At 32.4% G+C, this 472-nt stretch carries 1 protein-coding gene; it reads right to left on the reverse strand.

Going from position 1 to position 472, the window contains the following annotated elements; translation table 11 throughout:
- Nucleotides 1-264, reverse strand: a 264-nt coding sequence (locus tag HZY83_RS07770; RefSeq protein WP_179943476.1) for a methyltransferase, incomplete at its 3' end; no start/stop codon positions are given.
- Nucleotides 265-472: the final 208 nt, after the last annotated feature.

Genomic DNA, 472 nt, shown 5'->3' on the forward strand with positions numbered 1-472 from the left:
ATATAATTGATGATGTGGTGAAACTTTAGCAATAGTTAATCCGATAGGCCCATATCCGCAACCAACATCGGCAATATATTTACTAGGTCCAGGCGGATGTTCCTTTAAAAATGTTTTAATTAACAAATCCGAACCATAATCTACTCTATCTTTTGAGAACACACCTGTGTCAGTCGTGAACTCTAAATGCACCTTATCAAAATGATATCTTATTTTCTTTTGATTGCTTTTCACTTCAGGATTTTCATCATAGTAGTGACTCATGTCCACACCTCAATTAAAATTTATTCGTATGCTTAAGCTAGTTAATCTATAATACTAAATATAATTACAAGGTAATTAAAAACCCCGTTATCGCAATAACGGGGTTTTAATTTCTCAAAGAATTCAGGTTGTATTTGACTCGACAAAACTTATAAAGTTGGTCGAACAAATCTCTTCAACCTAACTATTTAATTAGAGAGTAGAAACT

The organism is Gemella sp. GH3 (assembly GCF_013415425.1).
GTDB lineage: Bacteria > Bacillota > Bacilli > Staphylococcales > Gemellaceae > Gemelliphila.